At 70.3% G+C, this 15,676-nt stretch carries 14 protein-coding genes; 4 read left to right on the forward strand and 10 right to left on the reverse strand.

Going from position 1 to position 15,676, the window contains the following annotated elements; all coding sequences use genetic code 11:
* Positions 1–5: 5 nt before the first annotated feature.
* Positions 6–338, reverse strand: a complete 333-nt coding sequence (locus tag AB0K67_RS16495; RefSeq protein WP_364059878.1) for a hypothetical protein — start codon at positions 336–338, stop codon at positions 6–8.
* Positions 325–4,323, reverse strand: coding sequence for a type VII secretion protein EccCa (gene eccCa / locus AB0K67_RS16500; RefSeq protein WP_364059881.1), 3,999 nt, complete (start codon positions 4,321–4,323; stop codon positions 325–327). Before eccCa ends, AB0K67_RS16495 begins: the two co-directional genes overlap by 14 nt.
* Before the next feature lie 102 nt (positions 4,324–4,425).
* Between eccCa and eccD the strand changes: the two genes are divergently transcribed.
* Both eccD and AB0K67_RS16510 read left to right on the forward strand, forming a co-directional pair.
* Complete coding sequence (gene eccD, locus AB0K67_RS16505; protein ID WP_364059884.1) at positions 4,426–5,922, forward strand: type VII secretion integral membrane protein EccD; 1,497 nt, start codon at positions 4,426–4,428, stop codon at positions 5,920–5,922.
* A gap of 30 nt (positions 5,923–5,952) precedes the next feature.
* Entirely contained in the window at positions 5,953–6,390 is a 438-nt protein-coding gene (locus AB0K67_RS16510; RefSeq protein WP_364059887.1) for a YbaB/EbfC family nucleoid-associated protein, read from the forward strand.
* A 169-nt stretch (positions 6,391–6,559) separates the two neighbouring features.
* On the opposite strand, the gene AB0K67_RS16515 is transcribed toward AB0K67_RS16510, so the two are convergent.
* The 6 genes from AB0K67_RS16515 to AB0K67_RS16540 are packed head-to-tail and all read right to left on the reverse strand — an operon-like array spanning position 6,560 to position 11,044.
* Positions 6,560–7,969: a hypothetical protein gene (locus AB0K67_RS16515; RefSeq protein ID WP_364059890.1), complete on the reverse strand. Its 1,410-nt coding sequence runs from the start codon at positions 7,967–7,969 to the stop codon at positions 6,560–6,562.
* Positions 7,970–7,988: 19 nt separating this feature from the next.
* A complete protein-coding gene (locus tag AB0K67_RS16520; RefSeq protein WP_364059893.1) occupies positions 7,989–8,402 on the reverse strand; it encodes a hypothetical protein in 414 nt (137 codons plus the stop codon).
* Positions 8,399–9,865, reverse strand: a complete 1,467-nt coding sequence (locus AB0K67_RS16525; RefSeq protein ID WP_364059896.1) for a hypothetical protein — start codon at positions 9,863–9,865, stop codon at positions 8,399–8,401. The genes AB0K67_RS16520 and AB0K67_RS16525 overlap by 4 nt, the downstream gene beginning before the upstream one ends.
* Complete coding sequence (locus AB0K67_RS16530; RefSeq protein WP_364059899.1) at positions 9,865–10,251, reverse strand: hypothetical protein; 387 nt, start codon at positions 10,249–10,251, stop codon at positions 9,865–9,867. The genes AB0K67_RS16525 and AB0K67_RS16530 overlap by 1 nt, the downstream gene beginning before the upstream one ends.
* A gap of 40 nt (positions 10,252–10,291) precedes the next feature.
* The gene (locus AB0K67_RS16535) at positions 10,292–10,603 is read right to left on the reverse strand and encodes a WXG100 family type VII secretion target (protein ID WP_364059902.1); all 312 of its coding nucleotides are present in this window, start codon (positions 10,601–10,603) and stop codon (positions 10,292–10,294) included.
* Between the two features lie 18 nt (positions 10,604–10,621).
* Positions 10,622–11,044, reverse strand: a complete 423-nt coding sequence (locus tag AB0K67_RS16540; protein WP_364059905.1) for a WXG100 family type VII secretion target — start codon at positions 11,042–11,044, stop codon at positions 10,622–10,624.
* Positions 11,045–11,144: 100 nt separating this feature from the next.
* Here AB0K67_RS16540 and AB0K67_RS16545 point away from each other — a divergent pair, with 100 nt between their 5' ends.
* Positions 11,145–12,266, forward strand: coding sequence for a hypothetical protein (locus AB0K67_RS16545; protein WP_364059908.1), 1,122 nt, complete (start codon positions 11,145–11,147; stop codon positions 12,264–12,266).
* Between the two features lie 4 nt (positions 12,267–12,270).
* On the forward strand, positions 12,271–13,068 hold the full coding sequence (locus AB0K67_RS16550) for a hypothetical protein (RefSeq protein WP_364059911.1): 798 nt from the start codon (positions 12,271–12,273) through the stop codon (positions 13,066–13,068).
* Between the two features lie 134 nt (positions 13,069–13,202).
* On the opposite strand, the gene eccB is transcribed toward AB0K67_RS16550, so the two are convergent.
* Positions 13,203–14,618 (reverse strand): type VII secretion protein EccB, encoded by a 1,416-nt coding sequence (gene eccB, locus AB0K67_RS16555; protein WP_364059914.1) that lies wholly within the window; start codon positions 14,616–14,618, stop codon positions 13,203–13,205.
* 99 nt (positions 14,619–14,717) lie between these two features.
* Complete coding sequence (locus AB0K67_RS16560; protein ID WP_364059917.1) at positions 14,718–15,623, reverse strand: M23 family metallopeptidase; 906 nt, start codon at positions 15,621–15,623, stop codon at positions 14,718–14,720.
* Between the last annotated feature and the right edge of the window lie 53 nt (positions 15,624–15,676).

Here is a 15,676-nt window from a genome sequence, read left to right on the forward strand (position 1 = left end):
CCCGCTCACGAGGTGGCCCGGTGGGCGCGGCGGATGTTCTCCTCCACCTCGCTCAGGCCTCGCTCGGTGGCCGCGAGCTTCTTGCGCGCCTCGTCCATCTCGCTGATGAGCGCGCTCCAGACGGCGTTGGCGGACGACGCGAGCCCCGCCGAGCTGGGCAGGTGCCCGAAGGTGTCGGCGCTGATGGGCGTGCGGTTGTTGCGGATCTCGCCCTTCGCGTCGTACGTCAGCTCGCCGGGATTACGCTCGACCAGCGTGTCCTGGTACTGGCCTGCCGCCTTCTTGATGGCGGTGCGGCACCGGTCCAGCACGGAGAAGTGGATCTCAAGGTCGGCCATGGTCGGCCCCCCTTTCTGCGTCCAGGAACGCCGTCTGCATCAGACGCGAGCCGAAGCGGCGGTCCACCAGGAAGCCGCGGCCCGGCGGGAGCGGCTGCGGGCGTACGTTGCCGAACAGGTAACCCTCGTCCTTGCTGCCCGACATGAGCAGCGCGGGCGTCGCCATGTCCTTCAGCCGCTGGATGACCGGGTCGAACATGGCCCGGCTCGCGCCGCCCATCTGGCGCGACAGCACCAGGTGCAGGCCGATGTCGCGGGCCTGCGGCAGCAGGTCGACCAGCGGTCCCAGCGGGTTCGCCGACGTCGCGACGAGGTCGTAGTCGTCCACGACGACGTACAGGTCGGAGCCCTGCCACCAGCTCCGGTCGCGCAGCTGCTCGGGCGTCAGGTCGGCCGGGGGCAGGCGGCTGAGCAGCGCGTCCTTGGCGTCGTTGATCAGGCTGGAGGCGGCGGCGCTCGAGGCGGCGTAGCCGATGCGGTGGGGCGTGGCGGCCGAGTCGAGCAGCGAGCGCCGGTAGTCGATGACGATCAGCATCGCCTCGCTGGGCTGCTTCCTGCTGACGAGCTGCTCGGAGATGAGCCGCAGCAGGTTGGACTTGCCGCTCTCGTTCTCGCCGAACACCACGAAGTGCGGGTCGGCGTCGAAGTCGAGCAGCACCGGCGACAGCGAGTTCTCGTCGATGCCGATGGGGATGCGGTCGGGGTCGTTCGGCAGCGCCGAGACCGGCAGCACGGCGGGCAGCAGCCGCACGGGCGGCGCGGACGGGCCCTGCCAGGACTCGCGTACGGCCTGCACCAGCGCCCGCACGCCGGCGGCCAGGTCGGAGGAGTTCTGCACCCCGTCGATCCTGGGCAGCGCCGACAGGAAGTGGAAGCCGTCCTTGGTCAGGCCGCGGCCCGGCGTGCCCTCGGGCACCGCCATCGCCTGCTTCCTGCTGACCTCCGACTCGTACGCGTCGCCCAGCTTCAGCTCGATCTTGGTGCCGAACAGGTCGCGGATGCTGGGCCGGAACTCCGACCACTTGTTCGTCGCGGCCACCAGGTGGATGCCGTAGCCGAGGCCCCGGGCGGCGAGGTCGGTGATGGTCGGCTCCAGCGACTCGAACTCCTGCCTGAGCGTCAGCCAGCCGTCCACGACCAGGAACACATCGCCCCAGCCGTCGCCCTCGATCTTGCCCTCCTGGCGCATGCGGCGGTAGGCGGCCATCGACTCGATGCCCTGCTCGCCGAACTCGCGCTCGCGCCGCTCCAGCAAAGAGGCGATCTCGGCCACCGTACGGCGGACCCGCTCGGCGTCGAGCCGGTTGGCCACGCTGCCGACGTGCGGCAGGCCCTCCAGCGACGCGAGCGCGCCGCCGCCGAAGTCGAGGCAGTAGAACTGCACCTCGCGCGGGGTGTGCATGAGCGCCATGCCGGTGATCAGCGTGCGGATCACCGTGCTCTTGCCGCTCTGCGTGCCGCCGGCCACGCCGATGTGCCCGGCCGCGCCGGAGATGTCCAGCCAGTACGGGTCGCGCCGCTGCTCGAACGGCTTGTCGATGATGCCGATGACGGCGTGCAGCCTGCCCCGGCCCTGCCAGCCGGTCGTGGTCAGGCCGTAATCGGGGGTGACCGACAGCGGTGGCAGCAGGTGCGCCAGGGTGGGCGGCTCGGCGAGCGGCGGCAGCCAGATGCGATGCGCGGGCGGCCCGTGCCCGGTCAGGCGGGAGACGACGACGTCGAGCAGGCTGCGCTGGCCCGCGGCGGCCGGTTCCGGCGTCTCGTCCTCGTCGTCGGGCTCCTCCGGCTCGGGGACCTCGGGCAGCGGCATGTAGGCGGGGCTGTACTCGACGATCTCGCGGATCGGCGCCTGGTCGCCCGATGCGCTGGACCGGCCGGGCTCGGCCTGGTGGGGGCCGGACACGTACGCGGCCTTGAACCGCGTCATGCCGGTCGTGTCGTACTTGAGGTAGCCGTTGCCGGGCGCGGGCGGCAGCTCGTACGCGTCGGCCACGCCCAGCACGACCCGGCTCTCCATGGCCGAGAACGTGCGCAGACCGATCCGGTACGACAGGTGCGTGTCCAGGCCGCGCAGCCGGCCCTCCTCCAGCCGCTGCGAGGCCAGCAGCAGGTGCACGCCCAGCGAACGACCGAGCCGGCCGATCATCACGAACAGGTCGATGAACTCGGGCTTGGCCGCGAGCAGCTCGCTGAACTCGTCGAGCACGATGAAGAGCGTCGGCAGCGGCTGCAGGTCGGCGCCCTGCTCCCGGGCGCGTTCGTAGTCGCGCAGCGAGGCGAAGTTGCCGGCCGCGCGCAGCAGCTCCTGGCGCCGCACCATCTCGCCGTGCAGCGCGTCGTGCATGCGGTCGACCAGCGGCAGCTCGTCCTCAAGGTTCGTGATGACCGCCGAGACGTGCGAGAGCCCCTCGAGGCCGAGGAACGTCGCACCACCCTTGAAGTCGACGAGGACGAAGTTGAGGATCTCGGACGAGTGCGTGATGGCCAGGCCCAGCACCAGCGTGCGCAGCAGCTCCGACTTTCCTGAACCGGTGGCCCCGATGACCAGCCCGTGCGGGCCCATGCCGCCCTGCGCCGACTCCTTGATGTCCAGCTCGACCACGCGGCCGTCGGAGCCGATGCCGATCGGCACCCGCAGCCGGTTGCGCCCTGCCCTGGGCTGCCAGGTGACGGCCGGCTGGATCTGCGCCGGGTCGCCCACGCCGAGCAGGTCGGTGAGGTTCATGCTGGTGCCCAGCAGGTCCTGGGTCTCGCCGTCGGAGCCGACCGAGATCCGCAGCGGCGCGAGCTGCCTGGCCAGCCCCTCGGCCCTGGCGTAGTCGAGGCGGTCGGGGTCGCCGAGCCGGGTCGATGTGCGCTTGCCGGTGTGGTCGATCTTCACCATGTGGAAGCCGTCGGGCTGGATGTCCAGCCGCAGCGTGGCGGCCTCCTCGACCGGTCCCGTCGCGTCCGACAGGTCGATGACGGTGACGCCCTGGATGGCGTCCGTGCCGAGCTGCGAGTCGTGCGGCACGTGCCCGCCGTCCACGATCACCACGTGGTACGGCAGCGCGTCGGCCCCCGCGTTCGGCCGGAACCTGGGCCGCTCCTTCAGCTCGTCGCCCACGAGCTTGTCGAGGTGGCTCATGTTCTCGGCCATGAGCCGCACCTTGCCCGCCGCGTCCACCTCGTCGGGGTGCAGCGCGTGCGGCAGCCACTTCACCCAGTCCCAGTGCGGCATCCACTCGCCGCTCGCGCACACCATGACCCGCATGTCGTCGGGGGAGTGGAAGGTGACGAGCTGCGCGATCATGGCCCTGACCAGGGCGCGCATCGCCCGCGGCTCGCCGGTGAGCCGGATCCTGGCGAACGAGTTGAGCGCCACCGCGACCGGCAGCCCGGCCACCGTGGAGTGCGCCCTGACGAAGCGGCGCAGCGCGCCCGCGGTCAGCGCGTCGAGGTCTTCGACCGGCTTGGTGTCGGGCGGCACGAGCTGCACGGCCAGCTTCTGCACGCCGGTGCCCAGGCGTACGGTGGCGAAGTCGTCGTCGCGCGGCCTGCGCTCCCACAGGCGTGGCCCCATGGCCACCCACCACAGCGTGTCCGGTGCCGGGCCGCTCCACTCCAGTGCCTCGCGCTGCTGGAGCGCGGCCTTGCGGACCCGCTTGCGGATCTGCGACAGGTAGCGGAAGTAGTCGCGGCGCAGGCCGTTGAGCCGGTTCTTGCGCTCTCCCGAGTTGCGGCCGAGCTGGCCGATCGTCATGCCCACCATGGAGACGGCGAACAGGCCGCTGGCCACGTACATGATGGGGTTCGCATTGCCGCCGGCGGTGAACATCAGTCCCATGGCGGCGGCGCCGGCCAGCATGGGCACGTACATCAGGACGCCGGTGAAGCCGGCCGGCTGCACCTCGGGGATCTCGGGCGGCGACTCCAGAAGGATCTCTCCGCGCGGTGGCTGAGGACTCGGGCGGCGTTCTGGCCGCCGTACGACAACGATGCTCACTGGCGGGACAACCCTCCTGTCACCTGAGACACTTTCTTACCAGAGACGCCGTCCCTATATGTTCGCCATGTCGGATTTAGCCAGCCAGCCTCTGGAGTGGTCGTGACCTCGCTCGCCCACCAGCCGATGCAGCCGATGCGACCTGTGCCGCCCATGCCGCCCATGCCACCGGCAGGACCGGGCGGGCAGGTCGGGCAGGGCGGGCAGCCCCGGCCGCACGCGCCGCTGGCCCCGCTGTGCCACGTCACGATCGTCGCGCCGCGCCGCAGGGTGGACCTGGCGCTGCCCGCCGACGTGCCGCTGCCGCACGTGCTGCCCGGCCTGCTGCGCGCGGTCGGCGAGGCGGACGGCGAAGCGGCCGCCGCACCGGGCTGGGTGCTGCAGCGGCTCGGCGGCGCGCCGTTCGACCTCGGGCAGACGCTGAGCGCGCTGGGCGTGCTGGACGGCGAGATCCTCTACCTGCGCCCGCGCGAGGCGGCGCTGCCGCCCGCGCTCTACGACGACGTGGCCGACGTGGTCGCGACCGGCGTCTCGGAGAGCACCGGCAAGTGGGAGGGCCGCCACACCAGGCTGCTGGGCGCCGGGGCCGCGACCGTGCTGCTCGTGCTCGGCGTGCCCGCGCTGATGCTGTCGGCCAGCGAGCCGCTGGGCGTGACCGTGGTGGCCGGCATGCTCGCGCTGCTGCTGATCGGCGTCAGCGCGGCGCTGTCGCGGGCCGTGGGCGACTCATCGGCCGGCGCGCTCATCGGGTACGCGGCGCTGCCGTACGCCTTCGTGGCGGGCCTGTACGGCCTCATGAGCGGCGCCACGCTGTCCGGGGTGGGCGCGCCGCACCTGCTGGCCGCGATGGCCTGTACGGCGCTGGTGGCCACGATCGGCGGCACGGTCGTCGCCGACGGCGTGGCGGGCTTCCTCGGCACGGCCATCGCCGCCCTGGCGGGAGCGATCGCCGCCGCCATGGTGATGGTGTTCGGCGTGCCCGCCGAGGGCACCGCCGCCATGACCGTGACCGTGCTGATCTCGCTCAGCCCGCTCATCCCGACCCTGTCGTTCAAGATCGCCAGGGTGCCGCTGCCGCCGCTGCCCACCAACGCCGAGGAGCTGCGCTCCGACAACCAGCGCATCGACAGCGAGGGCATCCTGGCCCGCACCGCCCAGGCCAGCCGGTACGCCACCGGCATGGTGGCCGGCATCGCCATGACCGCGATCGGCGCGCTGATCTTCCTGGTCACCGAGCCCGGCTGGATGTCCGGCTCGATGGCCGTCGTGCTCTGCCTGGTGCTGCTGCTGCGCGCCCGCGTGTTCGGCGGCCTCGGGCAGCGGCTCTGGCTGCTGTGCACCGGGCTCGCCGGGCTTGGCGCGATGGCGGTCGCGCTCAGCGCGGGCGCGGGCACCGTCGGCGCGGCGGCCGTGGTGATGGCGCTGCTCTGGCTGTCGATGCTGGTCGTCGGGCTCGGGCTGTGGCTGCCGTCCGGGCGGCTGTCGCCGTTCTGGGGCCGGGCGGGCGAGATCGTGGACGTCATCCTGCTCATCGCGCTGTTCCCGCTCGCGCTCGGCGTGCTCGACGTCTACACCTGGATCCGCGGCCTGTCCGGCTGATCCCCGTATACGAGAGGGTTGAACGACCGCATGATCGAGAGTGACTTCGGCGGCATCGACATCGACCAGCTGGTGAAGGACTCCGAGTCCCGGATGGCCCGCGTCGCGGCGCTGCAGGAGACGCTGGGCGGCCTCGTGGGCCGCGCGCAGGACGAGGACGGCCTGGTGACCGTGGAGATGGGCCAGACGGGGCTGAAGGATCTGATCCTGCACCCCAAGGCCATGCGCCTGACCTCAGGCGAGCTGGCCGAGCGCATCAAGCGGGCCTTCGAGGAGGCCGCCGCCGACCTGCAGCGGCAGCTGTCGGAGGTGATGGAGGAGGAGTTCGGCGAGAACAACCCGATGCGCTTCGCCACCGACCCCGAGAGCCAGATGGAGCTCGTACGGCGGGCGGAGTCGGTCGCCAACCGCATGTTCGAGGACGCGATGGGCGAGCTCGACCGCATCCGCAACCGCATGGAGGGCTGACCGGGCGGCGGCCGGGCCTCACGCGAGCCGGACGCCGGACCTCACGCGAGCCGGACGGCCGGGCCCCTTGCGAGGCCCGGCCGTCCGCTTTCAGCCCTTCGCGAGGCCGGCTCTCCAAGCCCTTCGCAGGGCCGGCTCTCCAAGCCCTTCGCAGGGCCCGGCCGAGCGCTCAGCCGAGCTTGTCCGGGCTGGTCTCCACCGGGGGCGACCAGATGTCGGCCTCGGAGTCGTAGTACTCCCTGGTGTGCTCGTCGCTGTTGTTCTGCCCGCCGGCCCCCATCGCGCCGGGCGGGAAGGCCATGAAACCGTTCCCGTTGCCCGGGGTGCTGCGCAGCACCGACGGGCTGGTGGCGGGAGCGCCGCCCCCGCCGTACCAGGGGCCCACGCCCGTGCCGCCGTACGGCGTGCTTCCCGGCGGCTGGGTGTTCGGGAAGATGGTGGGCGGCGTCGAGACGTAGGGGTTCGGCGTCGAGGTGTACGGGTTCGGTGTGGTCGTCGTGGGCGGCGGCTGGGTCGCCGTGGGGGTCTGCGCCAGCTCCGTGCGCTGGTTGTCGGGGCCGCCGATGACCGCGGGAGCCTCCTCCTGCCCCGGTTGCTGCTGCTGGTCCTGGCCGGGCTGTTGCTGCTGCTGGTCGCCCGTGCCCGGCTGCTGGGTGGTGGGGTCGCCGCCGTTGGACGGGTCGTCCTGGCCCTGCTGACCCGGGTCCTGCGGCTTGGTGGTGCCGTCGCCGGTGCCGCCGTTGCCGTCAGAGCCGGTGCCCGTGCCGTTCGAGCCGTCGCCGGTGCCGCCGGAGCCCGTGCCGCCGTTGCCGGAGCCGCCCGTGTGGCCGGAGCCGCCGGTGCCGTACGAGCCCTCCGACCCGGACCCGCCGGTCCACCGGCCGTCGCCGCCGCTGCCCGAGGTGTCGGTGACCCCGGGAACGTGCAGTTTCTTGGCCGGCTGGGTGTCCACCGTCAGCGGCGTGATCTCCGGGAGCTGGAAGGCCAGTCCCTCGGCGATCTGCAGGTTGATGTCGACGATCTCGATGTTGAGGTTCTCCAGATGCCGCCTGGCCTGCTCGTCGGCCAGCGGTGCCAGCGGCGTGTACGAGCCGCCGTTCAGGCCGCTGCCCGTGATCAGCGGCGGCGCGGTGCCGTCCGTACCGATGCCGCCGCCGGACTGCCCACCTGTCACGCCCCTGTTGACAAGGCCGGGAGCCACCGCCGGGGCGGGGACGGTCGAGCGGTAGTGCCTGACCCGCTCGGCGTACTTCTTCATCGGCTCGCCGGTCTTCTGCATGGCATCGCCGAGCGCGCCCGCGCTGGCGTGCAGCAGCCGCAGCGCCTTCATCGCCTGCCGGGCACTCGGGCCGCGCCACACCTCGGACAGGTCCTTGGCCGCCTTCATCAGCGCGCCCTGCACGCCGCCCTCGCCCTTGATCAGCTTGGCCGCTTCGACGTAGCTCTTACCGGCGGCCTCGATTCTGTCGGGGTCGGTGCCGTTCAGGTAGCTGACCACGCGCTCCCGGGTGACACTGATGTCGGGTTTGGTGGCACCCAGGTAGCTGTAGATCCTGATGGGCTCCCACTGATCGGCCATTTCTCATCCCTGCCGCTTCTCACGCACTGCTGTCGGCGTGACCCTTCTCGTAGTTCGCGATGGCCCGCTCCACCGCGTCGGCCCACTTCTCGACGTAGTCGATGAGCTGCCCGTAGCTGCCGCCGAACACCTTGTACGCCTGCTCGGTGTTGTAGCCGAAGCTGCTGGCCACCTCCCACGACCCGGTCTCGGCGGGGCCGACGTTGCCCAGCCCTGACACCTCGCCGATCGTGCCGGGGCCGCTCCAGGTGGCGCTCATGTTCGCGGGCGCGTTGCCGCGCAGCGCGCTGAGCTGCTCACGCAGCCGCGAGACGACCTTCCTGACCTCGGTGTGGTCGACGTACGGGCCCCGCCCGTCGTCCTCGATGCCCGGGAAATCCTTGGCCAGTTCCAGCTCGGGAACGGGGGATCCGCCGTCGTCAACCGGTCTCATGCCCTGCCTTTCGATTCACCGGTGATGTGCGCCTCGGTGGTCGGCACATCGCTGGTGAAGTAGTCCTCGTCATCCCATACGTACGCGGCCCGCTCCATCTCGTTCTTCCGCTCCTCCCGCTTCTGGCCGCCCGCGGGGAGGAACGGCATCATCGGCATGCCGCCGCCCAGGCCGCGCATGCCGGCCGTGGCCGCCGCACCGCCGGGGGCGCCGACGCCGCCGAAGGCGCCGCCGTAGCCGCCACCGCCTCCCGTGCCGGGCCCGGTGACGTAGCCGCTGCCGATCCCGTTGGTGGTGGGGGTGCCGCCGAGATTGGGGTTGGGGTAGGCGCCGAGCTGTGACGGGTCCGGCAGGCCCGCGAGCGAGGTGCTCGGCGGGTCGGGCAGGCCGGTGGTGCCGTCGAGCCCGCTGGTGTCGGGGACGTTCACGCCGTTGAGCGCGTTCGTCCCGTCGAGCCCGGAGCCGTTCTGGCCGGTGCCGTCCGCCCCTGTCCCGTCGAGGCCCGTGCCGTCGGGGACGTTCACGTCGCGGAGCCCGGTCCTGTCCAGGCCGGTGCCGTCCTGCCCGTTGCCGGGGTCGCCGATCCCGTAGGAACCGGGAATCCGGTGCCGGCTGGGGTCGAAGAGGCCGTCCTGACCAGGGGCTTCGAAGCCGTCCATGCCCGGCCCCGTCCGTTTGTGGTCGCCGAACCTGACGTTGCTGACGTCGTACGGGAGGTCCGGCAGAGGGGTCGGCAGGCCGTCGAAGATCGGGATATCGGTCCGCAGCTCCGCGGGGAACACCTGGTTGTTGGCCGCGGTGGCCTCGCTGAGCAGCCGGAGGTGCTCCTTGGCGAGCTTCCTGTCCTTCTCCTCCTTGGACTCTCCGACGATGTTGACGAAGGGGCCGTCGGTGAAGAAGGACGTGACGCCGCCCGCGACCGTGCCGAAGATGGCGCCGACCACCGCGCCCGGCCCGGCGCCGAAACCCCCCGCGAGCGCGCCCACGGCCGCGCCCACGCCCGCTCCCGTCATTCCTCCCTGGAAGGCGGCCTCAAGGAAGTCGACGTCGCGGTCGGGCGTCTGCGGCAGGTTCTTCCCGCTGTAGGCGGCAAGCGTGTGCGCCTGTAGCAGGAGCGCGGGGGCGACGCCCTTGGGGTGCGCGGGGCACTGCTGGGCGTTCACGGGCTGGTCGCTGATCGTGGTGGACACGTCGGCGGCCGCGTCGCGCAGCTTGCGCAGCGCCTTCTTGACCGTCTTGGCGTCCTTGCCCACGGTCCAGCGCTCGTTCAGCACGCGCAGGTGGTGGTCGATCACCTCGACGAGGTCGTCGAGGCGCCGCTTGGCGGTGATCATCTCACCGGCCGCCTCGCGGATCAGGTCCGGCTTGTTCGCGGTCAGCGCATCACGCACCATCTGCGTGGTGGCACCGTCGAACTCCGTCTGATCGATCTGCGCCCTGATGGGTGACTGCTGCTCGGCCATCAGACCTGCATGGACTTGGAGCGCTGGGAGCTGTCCAGCTCGGCGCCGTCGTAGTTCTTCACGGCCTGATCGAGCAGCTCGATGGCGGCTTCCAGCTGGGTGACGATGCCGGCGTACGCGCTGGTGACCGCTGTGATGCCGTTGTAGGCGCTCCTCTGGAAGCCCATTGCGGCAGGCCAGAAGCCGGACATGGCATGAGTGTCCGCGCTCAGCCGGCCGACCGGTCCGGTGTTCGTGAAGACCGGCGACAGTTTGCCGCCGGTCTTCTCCGGGGCCAGTTTGCCGCCGGTCTTCTCCGGGGCCAGCTTTTCGAGGGCTTCCTGCAGGTCCGTCTTCGCCGCCTTGATCGCTCGCCTGCTGAGGTCCACTCCACGATCGGTGCCCATGCTCCCCCTTCGTCAGGGCCCCGGCACGTACGCCTGGGTCTTACCTGTGGTCGAAGATCCGGGTGTTGATCATCTCGACCTGCTGCATGTTCATGTTCGTGACGTTGATGTTCGTCTTGAGCGCGTCAACGAACTGCGACATGTCGCGGGCCTCGGCCTGCCAGAGCCGGCGGACCTCGTCGAAGACGGTCTTGGTCTGGCCCTGCCAGATCGCGCTCTTGGCCAGCAGGTCGCGCTCGAGGTCTTCGAGGCAGGTGACCATGTCGTTGAAGGCCTTGGCGAAGGCTTCCTCGCCCTTGCCCAGGCCAGAGAAGTTGACCTTTGTGATATCGAAGATGTCATCTGCAGGCATGTTGTCCTCCGGAGTGCGTCAGAGACGGCTGTTGAAACCAGCGTTGATCGCGGCGGCGATCTTGTTGGTCGCCTCCTCGCGCTCCTGGTTGAACTGGACGTAGTTCTTGTTGCTGGTCGTGATGTTCTCAGCCAGCCGCTGCAGGCTCTCCATCACCTTGTCGAAGCGCTCGTGCCAGATCCTGTGCACGGCGGCGAAGGCCGCCTCCGACTGGCCGACCCAGCTGTGCTTGAGCTCGATGCCGGCGTTGTCGAGGTTGCGCTGGATGGCGCGCAGACGGATCGCCGCGTCCTCGATGCGCTGCACCGCCGCGATGAGATCGGATTGGCTTACTTGAGTCTGCGGTTCAGCGCCCACAGGCTCTCCCTTCCTTGCTGGTCGGCTTACTACCGCCGACCGCGCGCTGTCGGCACGGTCGTCACAGTAGTGAAGATCGGTCACTAGGGTCGCACGTGATCACGTTAATTTTCCATATCAATGGGGTGGAAGGTGCTGTTTTGCCAGATAACGTGTCTTGGGCGCGATGTGACTAAGGGGGCGTATGTCGAACTCATCGTCCGGAAGTGACCCGTTCTCCACCGCTCTAGGGAATGCGGGGGGCGCGCTCGGCTCGTTCGGTCCCGCCGCTCAGGACCCCGAGTTCCACATGAAGTACTCCAGCGTGCGGAAGCTGGGGAAGAGCGTCGGCGACTACGCCCCGAGCATGCAGTCCCTGAGCGACAAGACTCGGGCGATCGACATGCACACGTTCACCTTCGGCCTGATCGGCGGGGGTCTGAACGTGGCGCACCGGTCCGTGCGCGACGCCGCCGCCGACGCGTTCCAGCAGGGCAAGGAGGTGCTGGAGTCATGGCGGCAGGCGATCAACGACATCGCCACCAACGGTGAGACCGCCGAGGAGGCCAGCAAGATCAAGAAAAACGTCGGCGGCGGGCTGAACACCGGCGGGATCAAGACGCCCTTGTCTCCGAAGATGCCCGATTCGTTCGACACCGGGATGCCCGAGGGGTTCGACACGCCGACGCCCGACCCCAATGCTCTCGATCCGCAGGGCGGGCGCGACCTCGACGACATCGGCACCGACATCCCCGACCCGAACGACCCCCGCCTGCAAACCCCCGACCCGAACGACCCGAACCTGCAAAATCCCGGATTGAACGATCCGAACCTGCAGAACCCCGGTCTCAACGACCCGAACCTGCAGACCCCGGGGCTGAACGATCCCAATCTTCAGAATCCCGCGCTCAACACCCCCAACCTCAACAGCCCCGATCTCAAGGGGCTCAACCAGCCGTCGCCCACCGACCTGGCCGGCATCGACCGCAACCTCGCCAACCAGATCCCCCAGGCGCGCATGCCCGACGCCACCGCCTTCGACCCGCGCACGACGAACGGCATGCCGCGGACGAGCCTCTATCCCGAGAGCGGCATGGGGTTCGGCGGCTCCGGCGGTGGCGCGGCGGGCGGCGCGCCACCGCCGGGCAGCATCTCCAGGGCGCTGAACTCCGGCATGCCCATCTATCCGCCGCCCATGGGCGGCGCCGCGGCCGGGAACCGGGAGGAGAAGACCGGTGAGAGCGGCCCGTACCTGAGCGAGGACGAGAGCACCTGGGGCTTCGACGAAGAGGCCGGTCCCGCCGTCATCCGCAGCGAGGAGGAGTAAGGGCATGGCCTACGAGTCGGAGCTCTCCACGTTCAAGTGGGCTCTGTACACCGCCACGGCGGCCACCCTCGTCATGCCGTACGCGGCGCCGGTGGTCGCCATCATGCACCTGTTCAACATGGACCCGCCCGAGCAGCAGCGGGCCGCGGACCAGTGGCTCGACAAGACCCCGGTCGGCGTGGAGCCGGCCGACGGCAAGGCGCCGGCCGCGGGCGGCGGCGGCGACATCGCGACCCTGCGGGCCGAGCTCAAGAAGCTGGTCCAGGAGGTCGGCAAGGAGGACTGGAAGGGCCAGTCCTACGCCACCTTCAAAGAGAAGGCCGAGGTGCTCGACAAGCACCTGGAGCAGCTCGACAGGAACCGGCAGGCGGCCGGCAACACGCTGGAGACCTCGGCCAAGTGGAGCACGACCATCCTCCAGGTCCTCACGTCCTTCGCCCTCGCTCTTGATGCCATGGCCGCCGCCGTGCTGATCTCGCGGGTCAACCCCATCGCTCTCGCCTCCGTCACGAATTACACGCTCCTCGGAGTGCGGATGCTGCACAAAAGCGCGATGGAGCTGCTCAAGAACCACGGCAAGTTCATGCTCAAGGGCTCGCTCCTGCTGACCGCGGCGAGCGTGGCCTACAGCCAGTTCACGCACGACCTTCCGGGCCTGAAGGCCGTCAAGGGAGAGACCCCGAACCTGCTGGAGGCCGGTGCCATGTACAACCCGTCATCGGGGAACTTCGACACCATGCCGGGCGCCGAGCTGGACCAGAGCGAGCTCAAGAAGTCGCCGATCCCCGAGTTCGGCTTCTGAGCCGGAGCCCCGGAGCGCGCGGCGGGCAGCCCTGCCCGCCGCGCCGCTTCATTCAGCCGCCCGTCTCATTCACCGCCCGCGCCCGTCTCATTCACCGCCCGGCATCAGCCGCTCGCCTTGTTTCGCCGCCCGGCCTACTTGCTGCCCGGCGTCAGGGGCGTCCAGGCCGCGGCAGGGTCGAGCGCCGGTCCCTCAGGAATCGCGTGCATGATGCTCGCCGGCACCGGCGCGACGTCGCCCGCGTCGTAGCCCAGCTTGCCCAGCACGTCGCCCGATGGCAGCGGGTAGCGCACGCCCTGGTCGGTGATCAGCGACATCGAGCTGGTCACCGCGTCGAGCTGGCCCTCACCGGGCAGCAGACCGGCTACGACCGCGCTGCCGGGCGGCAGCAGGATCTGGTCGAACTTGCCCTGCACGGGCGAGGACGCCGGGGTGGGGATCGGGATCTTGCTGCCCGCCGTCACCTTCGTGGCCAGCGAGCCCGACTCCGTGCCGCCGTACACGATGCACAGAGGCACCGAGCCGGAGACGCCGATCACCTTCGGCATGGTCTGCGGCAGCGAGGTGTCCATGACGTTCGTACGGGAGGGCGAGGCGTTGGCGGAGGCGGCGTCGATGGTGATGACCTTGACGGCGGACCTGCCGTACGCCTTCTTGCTCTCGGGGTTCTCCAGCAGGAGCGTGGCCTGTGCTTGGGAGATCGGCGCGAGCCCGTCGGGGAGCAGCACGTAGTAGCGGGCCGGCGTGCCCTGCGCGGCCGGCACCATGAACACCTGGCCGACCGTCGCCGCCACCTTGCCGCCGCTGCGGATCTTCTTGCCGCGCTGCGGCACCTTCGGGCCGTCGAAGTCGTGGCCGACGGGCAGCGCGTTGAGCCAGGCCGTCGGCACCTTCCTGGGCTGCGCGTTCAGCGCCCGCACGCCGTGCGCGGGCACGCGCATGCGGCGCTCGCCCCAGATGAGCCAGTTCTGCTTCCCGTCGGTGACCAGCATCGCGTCCGTGCCGACCGGCCGGCCGCCGACGTCCTGTCCGCCCACCAGGGTCGTGTACGACTTCGTCCCGGTGAGCTTGTCAGGCCCCTCCACCACGCACACCGACCAGGGCGCCTTGACCAGCTTCTCCTTGACCGGCAGCGAGTCGGGCGCGCCGGAGATGCCGATGAGCGGCCCGCGTGCGAAGCCGGCCAGCGAGGCCGCGGTCACCGTCCTGGTCGTGATCTCCGGCGAGTCGAGCACCAGCCGCGCCGAGACGTAGTTGGCCACCGGCAGGATGCGGCGCTGCTGCTCGCTGTAGATGTACTTGGCGCCGCTCTCCTCCTCGACCAGCAGCTGCCCGGGATCGGTGAGCTTGGTGGCGTTGCCCGGCTTGATCATGCCCCAGATCCCGAACACGGCCGTGATCAGCACCCCGACGAGGATGCCGCCGAAGGTCGCGACGTTCTGCCGCCGGGTGGGCGGCTCGGCCACGTCAGGCTCGCCCTGCAACAGGGCCATGCCGAGTCGCTGCTGCTGCAGCCGGTGGGCCTGATACAGGTCCTTCTTGGTCTGCACGGCACCTCCCTGCGACAATCCCGCGCTTCAGCATAAAGGCCCTGCTGTCCCAGCAGCCCCATCGGCACCGCTGAGACGGCAGGGCCACGTCCGCGAGCGTCAGCCGCAGTGCTCGAACGGGCTGTCGTACTTGGCGGTGCCGATCGAGCCGCCCCACTTGACGCAGGTGCGCAGCGCCTTGGCGCGGACCGGGCCCGCGTAGTACTGGAAGCTGCCCTTGTCGGCCAGCCGCTTCTTGCCCTTGACCTCCAGGTAGGCGCTCATGGTGGCCTTGCCTGAGCTGCTCTTGCGCAGCGTGACCACGCAGTTCTGGCCGGTGGAGGCGGAGTAGAGCAGCGCGACGCGGCCCTGGTTGCCCAGCGAGGCCGAGTCGATCTCCTTGAAGCCCGCGCCGCAGACCTGGGTGGAGGTGTACTTGTTGCCGCCGATGCTCGGGTTCTGGCCGGTCGTGCCGCCGCCACCGCAGTTCTTCGAGGTCAGCGTCTGGTTCGGGTAGCCGAACCGGGTGCCGTTGAAGGTGGCCGGGATGATTTTGCCGGCGGAGGTGCGCAGCTCGTAGTGCAGGTGTGCGGCCATCTTGTACTTGGCCGACGTCTTGCCCACCGTGCCGATCTTCTGGCCCTGCTTGACGGTCGCGCCCTTGGCGACCGAGCGGCTGTTGAGGTGGGCGTACAGGGTGACCGTGCCGTCGGAGTGCTGGATCTTCACCACGTTGCCGAAGCCGTCGGTGGTGCGGTACTCCGACATCACGACCTTGCCGGCCGCCGCGGCGACCACGGTGCGGCCGAGGTCGCCGTCACCGTCCGTCGCGCTGCCGTTGAAGTCGATCTCGTAGCCGGCGGTGTGAGCCGAGCTCTTGCTGCTGCCCACCCACTTCTCGCCACAGGGGAAGGGCAGCTGGTACTTGACGCCGGCGCTCGCGGTGGACGCGGTCGCGGGGGACGCCCAGAGGAGGGGGAGCACGGCGGTGGCACACGCGCTCGCCAAGAGGATCTTGTTACGCACGGCAATGAAGCCTGCCATTCCCGATCACTGCCCGGCTAGCGGTTTCGCGGGAT

Source organism: Nonomuraea sp. NPDC052634 (genome assembly GCF_040678535.1).
In the GTDB taxonomy this organism is placed as follows: Bacteria; Actinomycetota; Actinomycetes; order Streptosporangiales; family Streptosporangiaceae; genus Nonomuraea; species Nonomuraea fastidiosa.

Coding starts and splice junctions, on each gene's coding strand:
- AB0K67_RS16495 (WP_364059878.1), bottom strand. CDS start 338: ATGGCCGACCTTGAGATCCACTTCTCCGTGCTGGACCGGTGCCGCACC.
- AB0K67_RS16510 (WP_364059887.1), top strand. CDS start 5,953: ATGATCGAGAGTGACTTCGGCGGCATCGACATCGACCAGCTGGTGAAG.
- AB0K67_RS16515 (WP_364059890.1), bottom strand. CDS start 7,969: ATGGCCGATCAGTGGGAGCCCATCAGGATCTACAGCTACCTGGGTGCC.
- AB0K67_RS16520 (WP_364059893.1), bottom strand. CDS start 8,402: ATGAGACCGGTTGACGACGGCGGATCCCCCGTTCCCGAGCTGGAACTG.
- AB0K67_RS16525 (WP_364059896.1), bottom strand. CDS start 9,865: ATGGCCGAGCAGCAGTCACCCATCAGGGCGCAGATCGATCAGACGGAG.
- AB0K67_RS16530 (WP_364059899.1), bottom strand. CDS start 10,251: ATGGGCACCGATCGTGGAGTGGACCTCAGCAGGCGAGCGATCAAGGCG.
- AB0K67_RS16535 (WP_364059902.1), bottom strand. CDS start 10,603: ATGCCTGCAGATGACATCTTCGATATCACAAAGGTCAACTTCTCTGGC.
- AB0K67_RS16545 (WP_364059908.1), top strand. CDS start 11,145: ATGTCGAACTCATCGTCCGGAAGTGACCCGTTCTCCACCGCTCTAGGG.
- AB0K67_RS16550 (WP_364059911.1), top strand. CDS start 12,271: ATGGCCTACGAGTCGGAGCTCTCCACGTTCAAGTGGGCTCTGTACACC.